This is a genomic window from Nesterenkonia sp. YGD6 (assembly GCF_022565895.1).
Taxonomy (GTDB): domain Bacteria; phylum Actinomycetota; class Actinomycetes; order Actinomycetales; family Micrococcaceae; genus Nesterenkonia.
Map to the genome: position 1 here is coordinate 228,961 of NZ_JAJOYY010000005.1, position 21,581 is coordinate 250,541.

The 21,581-nt window shown below is 68.4% G+C and carries 20 protein-coding genes; 17 read left to right on the forward strand and 3 right to left on the reverse strand.

The window, feature by feature from the left end:
• The first annotated feature begins 24 nt into the window (after window positions 1-24).
• The 3 genes from LTI14_RS09935 to LTI14_RS09945 all read left to right on the forward strand — a co-directional run bounded on the left by LTI14_RS09935 (window position 25) and on the right by LTI14_RS09945 (window position 1,701).
• Window positions 25-450, forward strand: coding sequence for a YidH family protein (locus tag LTI14_RS09935; protein WP_255728112.1), 426 nt, complete (start codon window positions 25-27; stop codon window positions 448-450).
• A complete protein-coding gene (locus LTI14_RS09940) occupies window positions 450-776 on the forward strand; it encodes a DUF202 domain-containing protein (protein WP_241465713.1) in 327 nt (108 codons plus the stop codon). The genes LTI14_RS09935 and LTI14_RS09940 overlap by 1 nt, the downstream gene beginning before the upstream one ends.
• Window positions 777-903: 127 nt before the next feature.
• A complete protein-coding gene (locus tag LTI14_RS09945; RefSeq protein WP_241476472.1) occupies window positions 904-1,701 on the forward strand; it encodes a SurA N-terminal domain-containing protein in 798 nt (265 codons plus the stop codon).
• A gap of 53 nt (window positions 1,702-1,754) precedes the next feature.
• Here the strand turns inward: LTI14_RS09945 and LTI14_RS09950 are convergent, their stop codons facing one another.
• Both LTI14_RS09950 and LTI14_RS09955 read right to left on the reverse strand, forming a co-directional pair.
• On the reverse strand, window positions 1,755-2,924 hold the full coding sequence (locus LTI14_RS09950; RefSeq protein WP_241476403.1) for a glycerate kinase: 1,170 nt from the start codon (window positions 2,922-2,924) through the stop codon (window positions 1,755-1,757).
• Between the two features lie 30 nt (window positions 2,925-2,954).
• On the reverse strand, window positions 2,955-3,383 hold the full coding sequence (locus tag LTI14_RS09955; protein WP_241465716.1) for a universal stress protein: 429 nt from the start codon (window positions 3,381-3,383) through the stop codon (window positions 2,955-2,957).
• Window positions 3,384-3,534: 151 nt separating this feature from the next.
• Here LTI14_RS09955 and LTI14_RS09960 point away from each other — a divergent pair, with 151 nt between their 5' ends.
• The 11 genes from LTI14_RS09960 (at window position 3,535) to LTI14_RS10015 (ending at window position 17,408) form a co-directional block, all read left to right on the forward strand.
• Window positions 3,535-4,563, forward strand: coding sequence for a LacI family DNA-binding transcriptional regulator (locus tag LTI14_RS09960; RefSeq protein ID WP_241470778.1), 1,029 nt, complete (start codon window positions 3,535-3,537; stop codon window positions 4,561-4,563).
• A 151-nt stretch (window positions 4,564-4,714) separates the two neighbouring features.
• Window positions 4,715-6,394: a ribulokinase gene (gene araB, locus LTI14_RS09965; protein WP_241465718.1), complete on the forward strand. Its 1,680-nt coding sequence runs from the start codon at window positions 4,715-4,717 to the stop codon at window positions 6,392-6,394.
• Complete coding sequence (locus LTI14_RS09970; RefSeq protein ID WP_241465719.1) at window positions 6,391-7,164, forward strand: L-ribulose-5-phosphate 4-epimerase; 774 nt, start codon at window positions 6,391-6,393, stop codon at window positions 7,162-7,164. The genes araB and LTI14_RS09970 overlap by 4 nt, the downstream gene beginning before the upstream one ends.
• Window positions 7,161-8,687 carry an L-arabinose isomerase gene (gene araA, locus LTI14_RS09975; protein WP_241465720.1) on the forward strand — a complete coding sequence of 509 codons (1,527 nt, stop codon included), beginning with the start codon at window positions 7,161-7,163 and terminating at the stop codon, window positions 8,685-8,687. Before LTI14_RS09970 ends, araA begins: the two co-directional genes overlap by 4 nt.
• 78 nt (window positions 8,688-8,765) lie before the next feature.
• Window positions 8,766-9,926, forward strand: coding sequence for a multiple monosaccharide ABC transporter substrate-binding protein (gene chvE / locus LTI14_RS09980; RefSeq protein ID WP_241476404.1), 1,161 nt, complete (start codon window positions 8,766-8,768; stop codon window positions 9,924-9,926).
• A gap of 120 nt (window positions 9,927-10,046) precedes the next feature.
• Window positions 10,047-11,588, forward strand: coding sequence for a multiple monosaccharide ABC transporter ATP-binding protein (gene mmsA, locus LTI14_RS09985; protein ID WP_241465722.1), 1,542 nt, complete (start codon window positions 10,047-10,049; stop codon window positions 11,586-11,588).
• A gap of 3 nt (window positions 11,589-11,591) precedes the next feature.
• On the forward strand, window positions 11,592-12,773 hold the full coding sequence (gene mmsB / locus LTI14_RS09990) for a multiple monosaccharide ABC transporter permease (protein WP_241470774.1): 1,182 nt from the start codon (window positions 11,592-11,594) through the stop codon (window positions 12,771-12,773).
• A gap of 85 nt (window positions 12,774-12,858) precedes the next feature.
• On the forward strand, window positions 12,859-15,084 hold the full coding sequence (locus LTI14_RS13260) for an SMP-30/gluconolactonase/LRE family protein (RefSeq protein ID WP_342357751.1): 2,226 nt from the start codon (window positions 12,859-12,861) through the stop codon (window positions 15,082-15,084).
• A gap of 64 nt (window positions 15,085-15,148) precedes the next feature.
• A complete protein-coding gene (locus LTI14_RS10005; protein ID WP_241476405.1) occupies window positions 15,149-15,652 on the forward strand; it encodes a DUF421 domain-containing protein in 504 nt (167 codons plus the stop codon).
• 145 nt (window positions 15,653-15,797) lie between these two features.
• Complete coding sequence (locus tag LTI14_RS10010) at window positions 15,798-16,025, forward strand: hypothetical protein (RefSeq protein ID WP_241476406.1); 228 nt, start codon at window positions 15,798-15,800, stop codon at window positions 16,023-16,025.
• A 147-nt stretch (window positions 16,026-16,172) separates the two neighbouring features.
• A complete protein-coding gene (locus LTI14_RS10015) occupies window positions 16,173-17,408 on the forward strand; it encodes an alpha-hydroxy acid oxidase (protein WP_241470771.1) in 1,236 nt (411 codons plus the stop codon).
• 83 nt (window positions 17,409-17,491) lie between these two features.
• Here the strand turns inward: LTI14_RS10015 and LTI14_RS10020 are convergent, their stop codons facing one another.
• Window positions 17,492-18,439 (reverse strand): sunset domain-containing protein, encoded by a 948-nt coding sequence (locus LTI14_RS10020; protein ID WP_241476407.1) that lies wholly within the window; start codon window positions 18,437-18,439, stop codon window positions 17,492-17,494.
• 310 nt (window positions 18,440-18,749) lie between these two features.
• Between LTI14_RS10020 and LTI14_RS10025 the strand changes: the two genes are divergently transcribed.
• The 3 genes from LTI14_RS10025 (at window position 18,750) to LTI14_RS10035 (ending at window position 21,525) form a co-directional block, all read left to right on the forward strand.
• A complete protein-coding gene (locus tag LTI14_RS10025) occupies window positions 18,750-19,565 on the forward strand; it encodes an electron transfer flavoprotein subunit beta/FixA family protein (RefSeq protein WP_241465728.1) in 816 nt (271 codons plus the stop codon).
• Entirely contained in the window at window positions 19,562-20,521 is a 960-nt protein-coding gene (locus LTI14_RS10030) for an electron transfer flavoprotein subunit alpha/FixB family protein (RefSeq protein WP_241465730.1), read from the forward strand. The genes LTI14_RS10025 and LTI14_RS10030 overlap by 4 nt, the downstream gene beginning before the upstream one ends.
• A gap of 89 nt (window positions 20,522-20,610) precedes the next feature.
• Window positions 20,611-21,525 carry an HpcH/HpaI aldolase/citrate lyase family protein gene (locus LTI14_RS10035; protein ID WP_241465731.1) on the forward strand — a complete coding sequence of 305 codons (915 nt, stop codon included), beginning with the start codon at window positions 20,611-20,613 and terminating at the stop codon, window positions 21,523-21,525.
• Window positions 21,526-21,581: the final 56 nt, after the last annotated feature.

The window sequence follows — 21,581 nt, forward strand, 5'->3', positions numbered from 1 at the left end:
AGACTTGGGCTCGCCGACGCAGTGATGCAGCACCAGGACCAGCGAGCAGGAGGCTCAGTGAGCCAAGACCCCTTGAGCGAGGATCCACCGCGGGGACGACTGAGCTCTCGCCTGCTGGCACACGGCCAGGAGCCAGACCCACGCTTCACCCTCGCCAACGAACGCACCTTCCTGGCCTGGATCCGCACCGCCCTGGCGTTCCTCGCCGGAGGCGTGGCTGTGGAGGCCTTCGCCGCCGATGTGTTCGCCGATCCCTACCGCACCGTGGTCTCGGTGCTGACGATCAGCGTGGGACTGCTGATCAGCGTGGGCGCGGCGATGCGCTGGCTCAACGTGGAGCGCAGCATGCGTCTGGGGCATCCGCTGCCGATGCCGCTGATCATCCCGCTGCTGAGCTTCGCCTCCGGGGTCGCCATGGCTGTGGTCATCGTGCTGGTGGTGCTGGACTGATGTCCCCGGCGGCGCCGATGCACGCGGATCCGGGCCTGCAGCCCGAGCGCACGGTGCTCTCCTGGGGCCGGACGATGATGCTCTTCGCGCTGGTCGGAGCGGTCTTCCTGCGCTGGCTGCCGCACTACGGGTTCTGGACCGTGGGGTTGACGCTGAGCTGCGCCGTCGTCGCCGGCGCCATCTACCTCACCCAGCGGCGGCGGTATTCGCGGCAGTCCCGGGGCATCGCGGCGGAGCGGGTGGAGGCGGACGTGCCGGCGGTGCTGGTCACGACGCTGGCCGTTGTGGTGCTCGGCATCCTGGGCCTCCTCGCGGTGCTGGCCTGAGCCGGACGCCTGACCTGGACCTTCATCGTCGGCCTGAACTCCAGCTGAGTACAGGCTGGTCCCGGCGTTGGGCTGCGCGTGCTACGTTTCGCGCTCGACTACCAATGAGGAGGTCCTTGCCTTGTCGATGAAGATGATCACCACAGGTTTCGCCCTGGCCGGCGTGCTGGCCCTGGCCGCATGCAGTGATGCACCCGCCGCAGAGAACGACGATGCGAGCGCGCAGGAGCAGAGCGCCGAAGCGGGCGCCGAGAGCCCGGAGCAGGGCGCCGACGGCGAGCAGCCCGAGCTGCCTGAGGCTGACACCTCTGACGTTCCGGAGGTCGTGGCCGAGGTCAACGGCGAAGAGATCACCGGCGAGGACTTCACCGTGCTCTATGAGTCCCAGTTCCAGCAGATGGCGATGGAGTCCCAGATGACCGGCGAGGAGCCGGACCAGGATCAGCTCAAGGAGCAGACTCTGGAATCGATGATCGGCAACGAGCTTCTGCTCCAGGACGCCGAGGACGAGGGCTACGAGGCCTCCGAGGAGGAGATCGACGCGCTCATCGCCGACGCCGCCGAGACCGCAGGCATGGGCTCCTCCGAAGAGTTCATCGAGGCCTATGAAGAGCAGGGCATGGACGAGGAGCAGCTGACTGAGGACGCCGAGAGCCAGGTCCTGATCAACCAGGTGCTCGCGCAGCTGGAGGTCCCGGAGCCCTCAGAGGAGGAGCTCCGCGAGACCTATGACGAGGCCGTCGCCGCCCAGGAAGGCGCTGAGGGTGCTGAAGGCGCCGAGGGTGAGGAAGCGGCCGAGATCCCACCTTTCGACGAGGTGCGCGATGACCTCGAGGCGGACGCCACCGATCAGGCCCGCAATGAGGCAGCCCTGGACCATGTCGAAGATCTCCGCGCCGAGGCAGACGTCCAGACACACCTGTGATCTGAGCGGGACGCCGCCTCCAGGCGCACCTGCGCCTCAGCGAAGACGGGGTCTCACGAAAGGCTGTGACTCAGCAGCCCGCAGGCCTGGGCCGCCGTGTCTTCGATCAGCTCCGGTGCTCGGCGCAGCAGATCCTGCAGCGAGGCCGCGCCCGGGGCGATCGAGAACGCGGCCGTCAGCCCCGCGGCGCGGCACTGCTCCGCGCTGAGCTGGACTGCGCCGGCGATCACCAGCACCGCCGCGTCGTGCGGGGCATAGCCGCGCACCGCCTGGACCACCTTCCCGTCGAGGGACTGTGCGTCCAGGGAGCCTTCTCCGGTGATGATCAGATCGGCCCGGGCGAGGGTCTCCTGCAGGTCCAGCGCCTCGGCCACCATCTGCGCGCCGGGAAGGACCTCGGCACCGAGCAGCACGGCCAGGCACACCGGCGTTCCGCCGGCGGCGCCGAAGCCAGGGGTCTCGCGCAGCCGCTGAGGCTCCGCGCCGCTCATCTCGCCCAGCACCTGGGCGAGATGGCTCAGACCGGCGTCCAGGAGGCCGACCTCCGCTGCCGTCGCGCCCTTCTGGGGCCCGAACACCGTCGCGGCCCCGCGCTCGCCGGTCAGCGGGTTCTCCACGTCCACGGCGATCCGCCAGCCCACCTGGCTCGCCCTGGGGTCCAGCCCGCTGAGGTCCACGGCGCTGATCTTCCCCAGGCCCGCACCGCCGGGAGCCACCGGGGCTCCAGCGGCGTCGAGGAATTCGGCGCCCAGAGCGCGCAGCAGCCCCGTGCCGCCGTCGGTGCTCGCCGATCCGCCGATGCAGAGCAGGATCTCGGTACAGGCAGGATCGGCCAGCAGTTCCCGAGCGATGAGCCCGACCCCGAAGGTGTCGGCCCGCAGCGGCTGCGGCGCCACGTCGGAGACCTGCGGGAGCCCGTTGCCCTGGGCCGCCTCGATCACTCCGGTGCGTCCGTCGGCGGAGCGTCCATACTGCGCGGTCGCCGGTCGACCCAGCGCGTCACGGACCTCCACGGTCTCCGGCGCGCGCCCCCACGCGGCGAGCAGCGCCTCCAAGGTGCCCTCGCCGCCGTCGGCGAAGGGCAGCTCGAGGATCTCTGCCGCTCCGAAGACCTGGCGTGCTCCGCGGGCCATCGCCGCGGCGGCCTGCGCCGCGCTGACGGAGCCCTTGAAGGAGTCGGGGACGCAGACGATGCGCTGCACGGCAGGCACGGTGGAACTCATGGCGTGCTGATCTGTGCTGGTCCGCCGTTCTCAGTCGCCATACGTATTGGCGATGTAGACGTCGCAGCCTGCGGTGTGGGACACCGAATTCGCCACGCTGCCCAGAACGCGACGGGCGCCGCGCATGCGCTGATTGCCCACCACGATCAGCTGCGCGCCGGCCTTCTCTGCGTAGTCGATGAGCGCCTCCGCGGGCTTGCCCTGAGCTGACCCCGCGCTGATCTTCAACCCCGGAGTGCGCAGACCCCGGACCACCTGCTCGGCGATGTAGAGCGCGTTGTCGGTGCCCGAGACCACCCACTGGTCCGAGCCGCTGTTCACGTGCTCGATGGTGGCATCGGTGTGTGCGGACACGACGTGCAGCGCGACATCGAGCTTCAGCGCGAGATCGCGGGCCTTCTGGGCAGCGCGCTGGGCTGTCGGACTTCCGTCCACACCGACGACGATCGGACCTGCCATGATGTTCTCCTTCTACGAATGGTGAGCGTGACCACGGATCAGCGTACTGGAGCCTCGTTCCGAGCAGGGAGCGTCGACTGGACGTGGGGCGGGTCGACCCGGTGCGCGGATGTGGCAGGATCATCTCGAGCAGGGGGAGAGGAGCCGCTGGGTGAACGGGGCGAAGCGCAAAGGTGCCAGGCGGCCTTCGATGATCGACGTCGCCAAGCATGCCGGTGTCTCCCACCAGACCGTCTCCCGCGTGCTCAACGCCCCGGAGACGGTGCACCCGGACACCCGGGAGCGGATCGAACGTTCCATGCAGGCCCTGGGGTACCGGCGCAACAGCCAGGCCCGGGCGCTGAAGACCCAGAGCACCGGGCTGATCGGCGTGGTCAGCCAGGGCGACACCGACTTCGGGCCCACCCGGATGACCTGGGCCATCGAGAACGCGGCACGGCAGCGCGGCTACGCCACCGCGCTCAGCGTGGTCCGCGATCAGCGCGCCGAGACGGTGGACTCCACGCTGGACTTCTTCCTCAGCCACGGGATCGAGGGGATCGTGGTGATCACCCCGGTGCCGGCCCTGGCCGAGGCGGCCAAGCAGCTCTCCACCCGGGTCCCGCTGGTGCTGGTCACCTCCGGGCTGTGGCCCGCCGGGAACATGAACGTCGCCGGCATCGACCAGGAACTCGGCGCGCGCCGCGCCACCCAGCACCTGATCGATCGCGGGCACAAGTCGATCGCGCATATCGCCGGACCCATGGACTGGTTCGACGCCCGCGGTCGCGTGGTCGGGTGGCGGCAGGCGCTCGCCGTCGCGGATCTCAGCGCACCACGGATGATCCGGTCCTCCGGCTGGACAGCGGAGGCCGGCTACGACGCCGCCCAGCAGCTCTTCAGCGAGGCTCGACTGCCCGACGCGATCTTCGCCTCCAACGACTTCATCGCGCTGGGCCTGATCCGCGCGCTGGCCGAGCGCGGGCTCTCGGTGCCGGGGGACATCTCGGTGGTCGGGTTCGACGACGTCGACGCCGCCGGGTACTTCTCCCCGCCGCTGACCACGGTGCGCCAGCCCTTCGAAGAAGCCGGACGTGCGGCCCTGGAGCTGCTCCTCGACGTCAGCGACGGGCTGACCCACGTGCCGAACTTCATCTCCCCGGAGCTGATCACACGCGGTTCGACCGCCTTCCGCGACTGAAATAAAAATTTTGAGAAGGTCTTGACGCGCAAGGCGATGTTAACGTTAACATTGCTGAGACGTAGATCACGTGACTCAGGTCATGTTCACGTGCAGCTCGCGGCCATGCCCGGCCCGGAGCCAGATCCAGTGCAAGGAAGAACGGTGTTCCATGTCTGCTGCGGACGCGGTCGTCATCGGTGTCGACTACGGCACGCTCTCGGGACGGGCCCTGGTGGTCCGGGTCAGCGACGGCGCAGAGCTCGGCTCCGCCGTTCATGACTACGGCCACGCGGTCATGGACAGCCGACTCACCGCGCACCGCGGGGAGCCGCTGCCCCCGGAATGGGCGCTGCAGGTGCCCGGTGACTACGTCGACGTGCTGAAGACCGCGGTGCCTGAGGCGCTGCGCCAGGCCGGGGTCGCGGCCGAGAAGGTCATCGGCATCGCCACCGACTTCACCGCCTGCACCATGGTGCCCACCACGACCGAGGGCACCCCGCTGAGCGAGCTGCCCGAGTACGCCGACCGGCCCCACGCCTACGTGAAGCTCTGGAAGCACCACGCCGCCCAGGCCCAGGCCGACCGGATCAATGAGCTGGCCCATTCTCGCGGGGAATCCTGGATCCGACGCTACGGCGGATTCATCTCCTCCGAATGGGAGTTCGCCAAGGGTCTGCAGGTCCTCGAGGAGGACCCCGAGATCTACGCAGCGATGGACCACTGGGTGGAAGCCGCCGACTGGATCGTCTGGCAGCTGACCGGGGAATACGTGCGCAATGCCTGCACCGCCGGCTACAAGGGCATCTACCAGGACGGGACCTACCCGGACGCCGGCTTCCTCGCCGCCCTGAACCCGGAGTTCTCCGGCTTCGTGGCAGAGAAGCTCGACCACCGCATCGGCCAGCTCGGCGAGCGTGCCGGTGGGCTGAGCGCCACCGCGGCGGAGTGGACCGGGCTGCCCGAGGGCATCGCCGTCGCCGTCGGGAATGTGGACGCCCACGTCACTGCTCCGGCCGCCGACGCTGTGGCGCCCGGGCAGATGGTCGCGATCATGGGCACCTCCACCTGTCACGTGATGAACGGAGACCACCTGGCCGAGGTGCCGGGCATGTGCGGCGCCGTCCACGGCGGCATCACCGACGGGCTCTGGGGCTATGAGGCAGGACAGTCCGGCGTCGGCGACATCTTCGCCTGGTACGTGGAGAACCAGGTGCCGGGAAGTGTCAGCGCCGAGGCCGAGACCCGCGGCTTGAGCGTCCACGAGCTGCTCACCGAGAAGGCTGCGGCCCAGCCGGTCGGCGCCCATGGACTGGTCGCCCTGGACTGGCATTCGGGCAACCGCTCGGTGCTGGTGGATCACGAGCTCTCCGGGCTGGTGCTCGGCCAGACCCTGGCCACCAAGCCTGAGGACGGCTACCGCGCCCTGCTGGAGTCCACCGCCTTCGGCACCCGCACCATCATCGAGGCATTCAACGCTTCCGGCGTCCCGGTGACCGAGCTCGTCGTCGCCGGGGGACTGCTGCGCAACTCCTTCCTGATGCAGCTCTACGCCGACATCACCGGGCTTCCGATCTCGACCATCGTCTCCACCCAGGGGCCCGCGCTGGGCTCGGCCATCCACGCCGCGGTCGCCGCGGGCGCCTACCCGGACGCCTCCGCCGCCGGCGCCGTCATGGGCGGCCGCCGGAAGAACGCCTACACCCCGCAGCCGGAGGCGGCCGCCGCATATGACGAGCTCTACGCCGAATACCGCGCGCTGCACGACCACTTCGGCCGCGGCGGCAACGACGTGATGCGTCGGCTCAAGGCCATCCGGCGCCGGGCACACCACCAGGAGGTCAGCGCATGAACGCCCTGCATCTGAACGCCTTCTCGGCCTCGGCCAGGGAGGCCATCGCTTCAGCCCGGGAGACCGTGGCCGGCCTGCATGCCGAGCTGCCCCGCAATGACCTGGTGGCCTGGACCGCGGGCAACGTCTCGGCGCGGGTGGACCTCTCTGAAGAGGCCGAAGAGCTCGCCGCCCACGCCTCGGAGCACGTCTCAGGTGAGACCTCGGGACTCTTCGTGATCAAACCCTCCGGGGTCAGCTATGACGAGCTGAGCCCGGGGAACATGGTGGTCTGCACTCTGGACGGGGTCAAGGTCGACGATGACACCTCCATCGGGCTCAGCCCCTCCTCCGACACCGCCGCCCACGCCTATGTGTACCGGCACATGCCCCACATCGGCGGGGTGGTCCACACCCATTCCCCGTATGCGACCTCCTGGGCCGCCCGGGGCGAAGCGATCCCGTGCGTGCTGACCATGATGGCCGATGAGTTCGGCGGAGACGTCCCCGTCGGGCCCTTCGCACTGATCGGGGACGACTCCATCGGCCGCGGCATCGTGGAGACCCTCCAGGCCTCCCGGTCGAAGGCGGTGCTGATGGACCGCCACGGTCCCTTCACCATCGGCGGTGATGCCAAGGAAGCGGTGAAGGCGGCGGTGCTCTGTGAAGAGGTCGCGCGCACCGTGCACCTCGCCCGCGCCTACGGGGAGCCGCAGCGGATCGCCCAGCACCAGATCGACGCGCTCTACGCGCGGTATCAGAACGTCTATGGACAGAAGGACCACGCATGAGCTTCCACACCCCGGCTTCCTCGCCTTTCGAGGGCAGGTCCATCTGGTTCCTCACCGGCTCCCAGGGCCTCTACGGGCCCGAGACCCTGGATCAGGTCGCCGAGCAGTCCCAGCAGGTCACCGCCGCCCTCGACGGCGCGGACCAGATCCCGGTGGAGATCGTGTGGAAGCCGGTGCTCACCGAGCGCGACGCGATCCGCACCGCCGCGTTGGCGGCCAACGCCGATGAGAACTGCCTCGGGGTGATCGTGTGGATGCACACATTCTCCCCGGCGAAGATGTGGATCGCCGGGCTCGAGGCGCTGGCCAAGCCGCTGCTGCACTTCCATACCCAGGCGAACATGGCGCTGCCCTGGGGGCAGATCGACATGGACTTCATGAACCTGAACCAGGCCGCCCACGGGGACCGCGAGTTCGGCTACATCGCGACACGCACCGGGGTGCGTCGGAAGACCGTGGTCGGACACAGCACCGACCCCCGGGTCCAGACCGAGGTGGGCACCTGGGCGCGCGCCGCCGCCGGGTGGAACGCGCTTCAGAACATGCGGGTGTGCCGGTTCGGGGACAACATGCGCAACGTCGCGGTCACCGAGGGGGACAAGACCGAGGCCGAGATCCGGCTGGGCACCTCGATCAACACCTGGGCGGTCAACGATCTGGTGACACGCGTCGAGGCCGTGTCCGAAGAAGAGGTGCAGGCGCTGCTGGCCGAGTATGACGCCCACTACGACGTCGCCGCTGAACTCCAGGCCGGCGGTGAGCGTCGGGAGTCGCTGGCCTACGCGGCCCGCCAGGAGGCCGGGATGCGCTCCTTCCTCCAAGAGGGCGGGTTCTCCGCGTTCACCACCAACTTCGAAGACCTCGGCGGGCTGCGCCAGCTTCCCGGGCTGGCCGTGCAGCGGCTGATGTCGGCCGGCTACGGCTTCGGCGCGGAGGGGGACTGGAAGACCGCCCTGCTGGTCCGCGCGGCGAAGGTCATGGGGCACGGTCTGCCCGGGGGTGCCTCGCTGATGGAGGACTACACCTACGAGATGACCCCGGGGAAGGAGAAGATCCTCGGTGCGCACATGCTCGAGATCTGCCCCTCGCTGACCACGTCGACCCCGCGGATCGAGATCCACCCGCTGGGCATCGGGGGCCGGGAGGACCCGGTGCGGATGGTCTTCGACACCGATCCAGGCGAGGGCGTCGTCGTCGCCATGTCTGATCTGCGCGAACGCTTCCGGCTCACCGCGAACCTGGTGGACCTGGTTCCCCCGGACGAGCCGCTGCCGAATCTTCCGGTGGCCCGTGCGGTGTGGGAGCCGCGTCCAGATTTCGCGACCTCTGCGACCTGCTGGCTCACCGCCGGGGCGGCGCACCACACGGTGCTCTCCACCGGCGCCGGAGTCCAGGCCTTCGAGGATCTGGCCGAGATCGCTGGGATGGAGCTGGCGATCATCGATGCGGCCACCACCGCCCGCGGGTTCGCCAAAGAGCTGCGCTTCAATGCCGCCTACCACCGACTTGCGCAGGGACTCTAGCCCAGCGCGCACATGACCCACTCATTCGCACCACGTGTCTACCGCAGGGGCAGGCACGAAACCCAGGAGGAAAAAATCATGCAGAACCGATCAATGAAGATGCTGGGCGTCTCGGCCGCCCTGGTTTTGGGTCTCACCGCATGTGCGGGAGGCGGCGCTGGCAGTGAAGGCGGAGACGACACCGGCGGCGGAGACGCCGCACCCGAGGACATGACCGTCGGCGTGTCGATGCCGACGCAGACCTACGAGCGCTGGCTCAACGACGGCGCGGCCGTGGAGGACGGCCTGGAAGAGCTCGGCTACAACGCGGACCTGCAGTACGCCGACGACGACATCCCCACCCAGCAGCAGCAGATCGACCAGATGATCACCCAGGACATGGACGCGCTGATCATCGCCTCCATCGACGGCTCGGCGCTGACCAGCCAGCTCGACGCCGCCGATGCCGCGGGGATCCCGGTGATCTCCTACGACCGACTGCTCACCAACAGCGAGAACGTCGACTTCTACGTCACCTTCGACAACTTCGCCGTGGGCCAGGAGCAGGCCAATGCGCTGCTCTACGGCCTCGGAATCCTGGATGAGGACTTCGAGCCCGCCGAGGACGCCCCGGAGGAGACGCTGAACGTTGAGCTCTTCGCCGGCTCCCTCGATGACAACAACGCGCGGTTCTTCTGGGACGGCGCGATGGACGTGCTCGAGCCCTATATCGAGGATGAGACCATCGCTGTTCCCTCGGGTCAGACCACGATCGACCAGGCGGCCACCCAGCGCTGGGAGCAGGAGACCGCTCAGGAGCGCATGGAGAACCTGCTCACGAGCACCTACCGCGGTGAGGAGGAGCTGCACGGCGTGCTCTCCCCGGCGGATCCGCTCTCCCGCGGCATCATCAACGCCCTGCGCAGCGACGGGCTGGGAGACACCATCGAAGACGGTCTGCCGATCGTGACCGGTCAGGACGCCGAGATCGCGTCGGTCTCGCTGATCGCCGAAGGCGTGCAGCACTCCACCATCTTCAAGGACACCCGCCTGCTCGCCGAGCAGGCAGTCAACGCGGCGGACACCTTCCTCAACGGGGAAGAGCCCGAGGCCAATGACACCGAGAGCTACGACAACGGCTCCGCCGTCATCCCCTCCTACCTGCTGCCGGTGGAGATGATCCTGCAGGAGAACTACGAGGAGATCCTCGTGGACTCCGAGTACTACACCGAGGAGCAGGTCGAGTCCGGCCAGCAGTGACCCTGATGTGGCGCTGAGCCCGATCTACCACTGAGCTGAGCACCGCTCAGCAGTCTCACCGGTCGGGTCCGGGGTGGAAGCCCCGGGCCCGACCTTCTGCAGAGGTCCTAAGGAGGGCCCATGAACGAGAACATCCTCGAGATGCGCTCCATCACCAAGACGTTCCCAGGGGTGGTGGCGCTGGACGACGTGAACCTTCAGGTGCGTCGGGGGGAGATCCACGCGGTCTGTGGCGAGAACGGCGCAGGAAAGTCCACCCTGATGAAGGTGCTCTCCGGGGTCCACCCGGCGGGGACCTACGAGGGCGAGATCCACTTCGAGTCCAAACAGGTGAGCTTCTCCTCGCTCAACGAGTCCGAGGCTCTCGGCATCGTCATCATCCACCAGGAGCTCGCGCTGGTGCCGCATCTCTCCGTGGCGGAGAACATCTTCCTGGGCAACGAGAAGAGCCGCGCAGGAATCATCAACTGGCACGAGGTCAATCTGGAGGCTGCGGCCCTGCTGGACAAGGTCGGTCTGCGTGAGAACCCGGTCACCCCTGTGGGCCACCTCGGCGTGGGCAAGCAGCAGCTGGTGGAGATCGCCAAGGCACTGAGCAAGAACGTCAAGCTGCTGATCCTCGACGAGCCCACGGCGGCATTGAACGACGATGACTCCGCCCACCTGCTCGGTCTCATCCGAGATCTGCGGGAGGAAGGTGTCACCTGCATCATCATCTCGCACAAGCTCGGCGAGATCGCGGCGGTGGCCGACTCCACCACCGTGATCCGTGATGGCAGCACCGTGGAGACCATCGACATGGCCGAAGCCACTCGCAACGGTGAGGATCTCACTCGCCGGATCATCCGCGGCATGGTCGGCCGGGACATGGAGAACATGTACCCGGGGCGCGATGTGACGCTGGGCGAGGAGGTCTTTCGAGTGGAGGACTGGCACGTCAGCCACCCGACGCAGCGGGAACGCAAGGTCGTCGACGGTGCCTCGCTGAACGTCCGCGCCGGGGAGGTCGTCGGCATCGCCGGCCTCATGGGCGCCGGCCGCACCGAGCTGGCGATGAGCGTCTTCGGGAAGTCCTACGGGCGCGACATCAGCGGCACCGTCTATATGCACAAGAAGCCGGTCAAGGTGGACAGCGTCGCGGACGCGATCAAGGCGGGCATCGCCTACGTCAGCGAGGATCGCAAGCGCTACGGGCTCAACCTGATCGATGACATTCGCCGCAATATCACCGCGGCGGCGCTGAAGCGGGTCGCCCCGCGAGGGTGGATCAACGACAACGAGGAGATCGCGGTCGCCGAGCGCTACCGCACCTCGATGAACATCAAGGCACCGACGGTCATGTCGGTCATCGGCAAGCTCTCCGGAGGCAACCAGCAGAAGGTGGTGCTGAGCAAGTGGCTCTACACCGAGCCCGAGCTGCTGATCCTGGACGAGCCGACCCGAGGCATCGACGTCGGCGCGAAGTACGAGATCTATTCGATCATCAACAAACTGGCTGCCTCGGGGAAGGCGATCATCGTCATCTCCTCAGAGCTGCCCGAGGTGCTGGGCATGTGTGACCGCGTCTACACGCTGTCCGCAGGCCGCATCACCGGGCAGCTTCCCGTGGAAGACGCCACCCAGGAGCGCCTCATGGAGCTCATGACTATGGAGAGGGACTGAGGCATGACCGGTACATCTAATCTCATCGAGCTCATGACGCGGAATCTGCGTCAGAGCGGCATCTACATCGCCTTCGTGTTCATCGTCCTGCTCTTCACGGTGCTCACCGGTGGCACGCTGCTGAGCCCTGGGAACATCACGAACCTTGTGCTGCAGTACTCGTACATCCTGATCCTGGCGATCGGCATGGTGATGATCATCGTCGCCGGTCACATCGACCTCTCCGTAGGTTCGGTGGTGGCGCTCACCGGGGCGGTGGCCGCCGTCGTCGTGATCCGTGAGGGAATGCCCTGGTGGGTCGGCATCATCGCCGCACTCATCACCGGTGTCCTGGTGGGCATCTGGCAGGGCTTCTGGGTGGCGATCGTGGGGATCCCGGCGTTCATCGTGACCCTGGCCGGCATGCTGATCTTCCGCGGGCTCGCCATGCAGGTGCTGGACAACGTCTCGCTCTCCCCGTTCCCCAACGAGTACCGGCAGATCTCCGGCGGTTTCCTCAACGGCCTGCTCGGTGGTCCCGGCTATGACGTGTTCACCCTGCTGATCTTCGCGCTGGCAGCAGTCGGCTTCGGTGTCCAGCAGTGGCGGGTGCGGATGCGCAAGCTCGAGTACAAGCAGCCTGTGGAGGCGCTGTGGCTCTTCGCCGTGAAGGTGCTCCTGGTGACTGCTGTGATCATGGCCTTCGGCTGGCAGCTGGCCAATGCGCGCGGCATGCCGATCGTGCTGATCCTGCTCGCCGCACTGGTGCTGATCTACGGATTCGTCACCCAGCGCACCGTCTTCGGGCGCCACATCTACGCCATGGGCGGCAACCTCGAGGCCGCCAAGCTCTCCGGCGTGAAGACCAAGCGGGTGAACTTCATGCTCTTCGTCAACATGGGCGTGCTGGCGGCCATCGCCGGCATCGTCTACTCGGCGCGGTCCAACTCGGCGCAGCCGGCGGCTGGCAACATGTTCGAGCTCGACGCGATCGCTGCGGCGTTCATCGGCGGCGCGGCGGTCACCGGCGGCGTCGGCAAGGTCCAGGGCGCCATCATCGGCGGCCTGATCATGGCCGTGATGTCCAACGGCATGCAGATCCTGGGGATCGACCAGTCCACCCAGAACGTCGTCCGCGGCGTGGTGCTGGTGCTGGCCGTGGCCTTCGACGTCTGGAGCAAGAAGCGGTCATCTGTGAGCAGCTGACGCCGCTCGGAGGTAGACCCGGTGAGGCCATCGAGTGTGCGAGGTGCCTCACTGTGACGCCGCCTGCTTCTGGAAGTATGAGGGAATGAACATCGATTCCGCACGGCACACATCGGTAGTAGTCAGCGGTTGGGCCCCGGTGGACGAGCGGCGACTCTTCCTCGGCGAGGGCGCGCGCTTCCTGGAGACCGGCATCAGCCCGGTCCCGCAGCAGGAGCAGCCGGGCACCGCCCAGCACCCCTTCGTGTTGGTCGACATCATGGACGGCTGCCTGTACTCCACCTCGGCCGAACCCGGCGCCGGACTGACCCTGCAGGGGCGTGTCCAGGAGCCGCTCGGCGCGGTGGCCCCGGTGCGTCAGCACAGCTGCGCCCCCGACGGCCGCTGGGTCGCCGCGCTCGGCAAGGGCCTGGCCCTGCTGGATCGCTCAGCCACCGGTGAGCTGGAGGTCGTCGAAACGCTGGGTGAACCTGCCGCGGACCGGTCCTCGGTGCCGCTGCGGATGAACGACGCCGTCGCCGACCCGCACGGCCGCTTCTGGGCCGGCGCCATGGCCTATGACGGCGAGGCCGGGCAGGGCTTCCTGCTGCGCCTGGACCCCGATGGGTCCATCCACATCGTGCTCGAGGACCTGGCCATTCCCAACGGACCGGCCTTCAGCGCCGACGGCAAGACCATGTACCTCTCCGACACCCCCACCGGGTGGATCCGCCGCTACCGGGTGGACATCTCCACCGGTGAGCTCGACGCCGGCGAGGACTTCATCCACATCAGCGAGGGCGGCCCCGACGGGATGACCGTCGACGCCGAGGACTGCCTCTGGTCCGCCGTCTGGGGCGCCTCCGCCCTGCACCGCTACTCCGCGGAGGGGGAGCTGCTCGAACGGATCCCGGTCCCGGTGCGGCAGCCCACCAGCATCGCGCTCAGCGCGGCACCGCCGTACCGGGTGATGGTCACCTCCGCCACCGAAGGCCTGGAAGAACCCGCCGACCACGACGGCCGAGTGATCACCGCCGAGGTCAGCGTGGCAGGCCGCCCCGCAGTCGGCCATCTGCGCAGCTCCGCGCAGGAGCCCCAGGTCAACTGGGCCGGGAACCTGACGTACTCCGCGGCCCGGTTGGAACGTCCACGCTCCCTGGAGGAGCTTGCCCGTCTGGTCGCTGAGTCTGCACAGGTCAAGGCCTTGGGCAGCCGGCACAGCTTCAGCTCCGTGGCAGACACCACCGGCACCCTGATCGAGCTCACTGCCATGCCGCGGATCTTCACCCTGGACGCGCAGGCGCGCACCGTCACCTTCGACGCGGCCACCCGCTACGGAGACCTCGCCGCCGCGCTGCAGGCCGAGGGATGGGCACTGCCGAACATGGCCTCGCTGCCGCACATCACCGTGGCCGGCTCGGTGGCCACCGGCACGCACGGTTCCGGTGACCGCAACCCGCCGCTGGCCTCCTCGGTGCGCAGCCTGGACCTGGTCCTCGCCGACGGCAGCGTGCACACCTTCAGCCGCGGCGACGCAGACTTCGACGGCGCGGTGGTCAGCCTCGGCGCCCTGGGCGTGGTCACCACGCTGACCCTCGACGTCGTCCCCAGCTTTGAGGTGCGCCAGGACATCTATGACGGGGTCAGCTGGGAGGGCGTGCTGGAGAACTTCGAGGAGCTGACCAAGGCGGCCTACAGCGTGAGCCTGTTCACCCGCTGGGCCGGGGAGGACTTCGGACTGGTCTGGATGAAGTCCACCGAAGAGCCTCCGGCGGAGGTGCTCGGCGTCGCCGCCCGGCGCGAGGACATCGGGCTGGCCGGAGGGCCCCCGGAGTTCGCCACCGAGCAGGGTGGGCGGTGGGGCAGCTGGGACCAGCGCCTGCCGCACTTCCGGCTGGACTTCACCCCCAGCAACGGCGATGAGCTGCAGAGCGAGTACCTGCTTCCACGCGAGCACGCCGTGGAGGGGCTGCGCAGGATGCGCGCCCTCGCCGCGGAGATCGAGCCGCTGCTGCTGATCAGCGAGATCCGCACGATGGCAGCCGATGAGCAGTGGATGAGCGGCGCCTCAGGCCGGGAGACCGTCGGGTTCCACTTCACCTGGCTGCAGCGTGAAGCGGAGGTGGCCGCGCTGCTGCCACGCCTGGAGGAGCAGCTGCTGCCGCTCGGAGCCCGGCCGCACTGGGGCAAACGCTTCGCCACCACCGACATCGCCAGCTTCTACCCGCGGGTCGGGGACTTCACGCGCCTGGCTGAGAGGCTCGACCCGCAGGGCACGTTCCGCAATGCGTTCCTGAACGAGCTGCTCTTCGGCTCGGAGCCGCGCAGCTAGGACATCACCGACCGCAGGGCACCAGCCAACCAGGGCGTCGCCGACGCCGGAGAGTGAGACGCACATGTGGTTCGATACGTGGTCAGACCTGGGCCGGGTGCTGCTGATCGGCATGGCCGCCTACGCGGTGCTGGTCCTGGTGATCCGCCTGTCGGGGAAGCGGACGCTGAGCCAGCTCAATGCCTTCGACTTCATCGTCACGGTGGCTCTCGGCTCCGTGCTGGCGACCATCCTGCTCAGCAGCGACGTCTCCTGGTCCGAAGGTGCGCTGGCGCTGGTTCTGCTCGCGAGTCTGCAGTTCGTCCTTGCCTGGATCTCTGCCCGAGCCCCGAAGTTCCGGACGCTCATCACGGCCCGTCCCGCCGTGGTGTTCCACGAGGGGCAGATGCAGCAGGAAGAGCTGCGCCGGAACCGGCTCTCGGCCTCGGAGGTGCACCAGGCCATTCGCAGCAGCGGCTCGGGAGACCTGAGCAGCATCGCCGCCGTCGTGCTCGAGACCAACGGCACGCTCAGTGTGATCTCGACGCAGAACATCGGTGACAGCTCAGCCCTGAGCGACCTCGACTGAGCACCCTCGCCTGAGCGACCTTGACTGAGCACCCGCGCGGAACCTCCGGGTCGAAGCACCCGGGCCGAGCCGGGCCCCGGGAGGTTCAAATGGCATTTGTTGCGCGGTGACGCAGAGCGCATTCAGGTGCCGCCGAGGAGCCCGGTTGACCGATTCGACCGAAGTTCACCAGCCCAGCTTGCGGCCTGCCGGCCGCCCCGATCGAGGTCCACGGCACCGAAGGCTCGATCGCGGTCCCACGCTCGGCCGCGCCCTGGGTCTGCATGTGCTCGAAGTGATGGCCGGGGTGTTCACCGCCGCTGAGACCGAAGCACCGGTGAGCATCGCCTCCCGGGCGGATCGCCCGAGTGCGGTCCCGCTGGATCTTCGATGAGCGGGTGTCGTACTGAGGGGGGTCACCTGTAGATGACCAGGTGGTGGGCTTCTGGCCGGTTCGGTGGCATCGTGAGAGCCAAGTACGACATCAGATGCGCGTCATCACGTACCGCCCACAGTCCTGAGACCGGCCTAGGAGCATTCAATGGTTCAGCGTCAACTGCCCAAGCCGCGCGACATCGCGCCGCTGATGAAGTTCAAGAAGTTCGACTTCAACGCCTCCCGCCGACGGCTCGCCGCGGCGCTGACCATCGAGGATCTGCACAAGATCGCCAAGCGGCGCACCCCGAAGGCCGCATTCGACTACACCGACGGCGCCGCCGAAGGCGAGTTCTCGCTGACCCGGGCGCGGGAGGCGTTCCAGGACATCGAGTTCAACCCTTCGATCCTGCGCGATGTCTCGCAGGTCGACACCTCCTGTGAGATCTTCGGCGGGACCTCCGCGCTGCCCTTCGGGATCGCCCCGACCGGGTTCACCCGGCTGATGCAGACCGAGGGCGAGATCGCCGGGGCCACCGCGGCCGGGGCGGCGGGGATCCCGTTCACCCTCTCCACGCTGGGCACCACGTCCATCGAGGCGGTCAAAGAGGCGAACCCGCACGGACGCAACTGGTTCCAGCTCTATGTGATGAAGGACCGGGAGATCTCTTATGACCTCACCGAACGCGCTGGCAAGGCCGGGTTCGACACGCTGTTCTTCACCGTGGACACCCCGGTGGCCGGGGCCCGGCTCCGCGACAAGCGCAACGGGTTCTCGATCCCGCCGCAGCTGAGCCTGGGCACCGTTCTCAACGCGATCCCGCGGCCCTGGTGGTGGTATGACTTCCTGACCACCCCGCCGCTGGAGTTCGCCTCGCTGACCTCCACCGGGGGCACGGTGGGGGAGATGCTGGACAAGGCGATGGACCCCTCGATCAGCTTCGATGACCTGAAGATCATCCGCGACCTGTTCCCCGGCAAGCTGGTGGTCAAGGGGGTCCAGAACGTCGAAGACGCGAAGAAGCTCGCGGGCCTCGGGGTGGACGGGATCGTGCTCTCGAACCACGGTGGCCGGCAGCTGGACCGAGCCCCGGTGCCGTTCCACCTGTTGCCCGAGGTGGTGCGTGAGGTCGGGGAGGATCTCGAGGTGACCATCGACACCGGGATCATGAACGGCGCGGACATCGTGGCCTCGATCGCGCTGGGCGCGAAGTTCACCCTGATCGGGCGGGCGTATCTCTATGGGCTGATGGCCGGGGGCCGGGCCGGAGTGGATCGGACGATCGAGATCCTGGCTGATCAGGTCGAGCGCACCATGAAGCTGCTGGAAGTGCCGAACCTCGCGGAGCTCCAGCCCAAGCACGTGACCCAGCTCGAACGCCTGGTCCCCCGCGCCCGCTGATGCTGCCCACCCTTCCCGGGTGGTTGAGCAATCCGGTGGTTACGCTGCGACCGGATTACTCAACCGCCCGGGAGGAGTGGGGCTCAGCGCTTGGACTTGCGGTACCCGGCGTTGCGGGCGGCGGCTTCGGTTGCGAAGCACTCCTCGGGCTTGGTCCGGGTGTAGTAGGCCCCGCTGGGCACGTGGTAGATCCCGGAGTCCGCGTTGCCCTTGACCGGGTAGCCCTTCGGGCAGTGGAAGGTCGAGGACGTGATCTGCACGCTGGTCGCCTTCTTCACCGCCGCGGTCGACGCCGAGGTACGGGTCAGCGTGGTGTGCCCGGACTTCTTGCCGGTCACCCGCACCGAGAGCTTCTTGCCCTGGTGGGCGTTGGCGACCGTATAGGTTCGGCTGGTCGCCCCCTTGATCGAGGTGCCGTCGGCGCGCCACTGGTAGGAGAACGACGTCGAGGGCGTCCAGGTCCCGACGCTGGCCGAGACGGTCTTCCCGGTGACGGCCGAGCCGGTCACCCGAGGGGCGGAGGATCGCGCCACCTTCAACGTGGCCGCCGAGGTCTTCGACGCCGTGGCGTATCCGGAGAGCTTTCCGGTCACCTGCACGGTGATCCGTTTTCCCTGCTGCGCGGTGCTCGGGGTGAAGGTGCTTCGCGTCGCGCCGCTGATCGCCCTGCCCTCGGCATGCCAGCGGTAGCTCAGCGAGGTCCCGCTGGTCCAGGCGCCCGGCCTCGCGATGAGCTTCTTACCCACGGCGGCCGCACCGGAGATCGCAGGAGTGGGAGCCCGCAGGGTCTTCGCCGCGGGGCGGCCCGTGGTGGGCGCGACGGCGGGCGCGACGGCGGGCGCGGCTGAGATCATCGACGACACCGGGGCCCCGGTCACCTGGACCGCTGCCGGCGCGGAGGCGCTGAGCACGGAGTGGGTGAGCTGCGTCGTCGTCGCTGGGGGCGGCGCGGAGGCGCCGATCAGAGTGGCGGCCAATACGGTGGTGGTCAGGACCGTGGTGATGGTCCGCCAATGCTGGGAGGTCCCCATGGCATTCGTCTCCAGTGTGAGGCGTCCACTGCGCGGAACGGGGCGGCACCAGGATCTGCTCCTGAACAGAGTGATCATATAGTCAAACAAGCCGATATCCACCCGCCCGTGGACCCCAATCCCTCCCGGCTGGTTGAGTTTTCCCGCGGGAACGTATCCACCGGAGAACTCAACCACCCAGGATGGTGGGGCGGGCGGGGTTCTAGGCCGGTGTCGCAGGGCTTCACGACCCTGCCAGGAACCGCGTTTCATGCGACCATGGACAAGGTCTGATACTCCACACATTTCGAGAGTGAGGCGGGAGCACCGCATGGTGAATGCACCCCTGCACATCATCACCCTGGTCAAATGGGTCCCCGATGCCCAGCTGGAGCGCCGGTACGACGCCGAGGGGCGCATCGACCGCTCCGAGGGCGTGCTCAGCGAACTGGACGAATACCCGCTGGAGGCCGCGCTGCAGCTGCGCGAGGCCGCCCAGGACCGTGAGGTCCGGGTCACCGCGTTGACCATGGGCCCCGCCGGATCCAGCACCGCCGTGAAGAAGGCCCTGCAGATCGGCGCCGACGACGCCTACCAGCTCACTGACGAGGCCCTGATCGGGGCAGACATCTGGGCCAGCTCCGTGGCGCTGAAGGCCGCCGTGGAGGCCGTCGCGGGAGCCGGCGAGTTCGACTCCGGCGAGCCCGAGTACCTGGTGCTCACCGGCATGGCCTCCGAGGAGGGTGAGTCCGGCGCGATCCCCGCCCAGCTGGCTGAACGTCTTGGCGCCCACGTGGTCACCTACGCCACCAGCCTCGAGCTGGCGCCGGACCGGCTGCTCGTCACCCGCTCCGGCGGCACCGAGTCGCAGAAGGTCGCGGTGCGGATGCCCGCCGTCGTCTCGGTCACCGATCAGGCCAACGACCCGCGCTACCCCAACTTCAAGGCCATCATGGCGGCGAAGAAGAAGCCGCTGACCCGATGGAACCTCGCCGACATCGGGCTGCGCCCCGAGGAGGTCACCGCGAAGGTCCGCGTGCTGACCACCACGGCGCGCCCGCCGCGCACAGCGGGAGAGATCATCATCGATGAAGGGGACGCCGGCCTGAAGGTCGTCGAATTCCTGGCGAAGGAGCGTCTGCTGTGAGCAATGTCCTGGTCTTCTTCGATGAGCTCGGCGACGCGCTGAGCCCGGCACAGCGCGAGCTGATCGCCCAGGCGCAGTCGCTGGGCGATGTCCATGTGGCCGTCGGCGCCTACCAGGGGGATCCCACCCCGGCGCTGGCGATCAGCGACATCGGCGAGGTCTACTTCGCCGAGAGCAGCCTGCCCGCCCCCGAGGTCGCCGTGGTGGACCTGCTCGAGACCGCCGTCGCCGAATGCGGCGCCGAGGTCATCCTGGGCTCCTCCACCGCAGACATCACCGACGCCCTGGCCCGACTCGCCGTCCGGCTGGACACCGGGATCATCTGCGGCGTCGGGGCGCTCAACGGCGAGCTGGTCGCCACGAAGTCCGAGCTGGCCGGCTCCTACACCACGATGTCGCAGCTGATCCCCGCCCCGGGCCGGCCGCTGGTCGCGACCTTCAAGCCGAACAATCTCGACCCGCAGCGCGTCGACGCGCTCCTGCACGCCGGGGATCAGCCCGACGGCACGGTGCTGCCGGTGCGGCCCTCCGTCGGCGGCGTCGAGATCCTCGAACGCACCGCTCTGAGCGTCTCCGCACGCCCCGCCCTGGCCGAGGCGCGCGTGGTCGTCGCCGGCGGCCGCGGCGTCGAAGGTGACTTCACCGCGTTGGAGGAGCTCGCGGACGAGCTCGGCGCGGGACTGGGCGCCTCTCGCGCAGCCACCGACGCCGGCTGGATCGAACACGCCGCCCAGGTGGGCCAGACCGGGGTCACCGTCTCCCCGCAGCTCTACATCTCCGCAGGCATCTCCGGGGCGATCCAGCAGCGCGCCGGCATGCAGACCGCGGGCACCATCGTGGCGATCAACAAGGATGAGGACGCCCCGGTCTTCGAGATCGCCGACTTCGGCGTGGTGGGGGACCTGCATGATGTCATCCCGCAGATGATCGAGGAGCTGCGCCGGCGCAGGGGATGACCCCGCGCGGCCGCACCGCACCAGAGCCGGCCTCACGGGAGTCCCGGCACGCCCACGCTCACCACGCCGATCACGCTCGGAGAAGACACATGCCTCACCCCACCAAGGCTCGCTTCGCGCTGGGCCCCGCCCTGATGTTCTGCCCGGCCAGTCGCCCCGAGTTCTTCGTGAAGGCCGCCGGGTCTGCTGACGCCGTGATCATCGATCTCGAGGATGCCGTGATCTCCGGGGAGAAGGACATCGCCCGGAACAACATGGTGCAGGCGCTGAACTGGGGAGACCAGTCTCTCGACCCGCGGCGGACCCTGGTGCGGGTCAACGCGCCGGCCTCGGGCGAGCTGGAGGAGGACCTGCGCGCGATCTCCGGCACCGAGATCAGCCATGTGGTCATCGCCAAGGCCGAACGGACCGAGGTCCTCGACCAGGTCGCCGCAGCGCTGCCCGGCGTCGGGCTGATCCCGCAGATCGAGACCCCGGTGGGGGTGCTCAACGACCTGGCCCTGGCCCAGCACCCGGCCACCGTGGCGCTGCTCTGGGGGACCGAGGACCTGATCGCCGGCATCGGCGGGACCACCTCGCGCAACAACGACGGCTCGCAGCGCGAGATCATCCGCTTCACCCGCAACCGGCTGCTGCTCACCGCCGGCGCCGTGGGGGTGCCGATCATCGACGCCGTCTTCACCCGGGTCCCTGACCTGCAGCGCCTGGCCGTGGAGACCGAGGACGCCTGCGCCTCCGGGTTCATCGGCAAGGCCTGCATCCACCCCAAGCAGATCGCCCCGATCCGCAAGGCCTATACGCCCACCGCCAGCGACCTGGAATGGGCCAAAGGCGTCATCGCCGCCTTCGAGAACGCCGCCGGACTGGCGCCCGGCGCCGGGCATCGGGCGGACCCGGAGCTCGCCGGCGCGTTCAGCTTCCGCGGTGAGATGATCGACATGCCGGTGATCATCCAGGTCCAGCGCATCCTCACCCGCTTCGAGTCCATCGGCAAAGTCGCCTGAGCCTCGCCGCACCGCACCGCCTCGCCAGCTCGCCTGAGTCTCAGCGCAGGCTCCCC